Below are 704 nucleotides of genomic sequence, written 5' to 3'. Positions count from 1 at the left end.
GAAGACCCCTGGGAGCGTATCCGCGCCCTGAAGCAGGCCATGCCCAACACCCGCCAGCAGATGCTGCTGCGTGGCCAGAACCTGCTCGGCTACCGGCACTACGCCGATGACGTGGTGGAAAAGTTCGTCGAGCGCGCCGCCACCAACGGAGTGGACGTGTTCCGCGTATTCGACGCGATGAACGACCCGCGCAACCTGGAAACCGCGCTCAAGGCGGTGAAGGCCATCGGCAAGCACGCCCAGGGCACCATCTCCTACACCACCAGCCCGGTGCACACCCTGGACATGTGGCTGGACCTCGCCAAGCAGATCGAGGACATGGGCGCCGATTCGCTGGCGATCAAGGACATGGCCGGCATCCTCACGCCCTACCTGGCGTTCGAACTGGTGTCGCGACTGAAGCAGACCCTGTCCATCCCGATCCACATGCAGTGCCACGCCACCGCCGGCCTGTCCACCGCCGCCATTCTCAAGGCGGTGGAAGCCGGCATCGACAACGTCGACACCGCCATTTCCTCGCTGTCGATGACCTACGGCCATTCGCCGACCGAATCGGTGGTGGCCATCTTCCAGGGCACCGAGCGCGACACCGGTCTCGACCTGTTGCTGCTGGAAGAGATCGCCGCCTACTTCCGCGAGGTGCGCAAGAAGTACGCGAAATTCGAAGGCAACCTCAAGGGCGTCGACTCGCGCATCCTGGTCGC

The 704-nt window shown here is 64.3% G+C and carries 1 pseudogene; it reads left to right on the top strand.

The features are described from left to right. A pseudogene (locus ACFOMF_RS02865) lies at positions 1 to 704 on the top strand (oxaloacetate decarboxylase); the annotation flags it as partial.

The organism is Stutzerimonas tarimensis, from assembly GCF_042648805.1.
Taxonomy (GTDB): Bacteria; Pseudomonadota; Gammaproteobacteria; order Pseudomonadales; family Pseudomonadaceae; genus Azomonas; species Azomonas tarimensis.
This window is presented reverse-complemented; position numbering and strand designations above follow the sequence as displayed.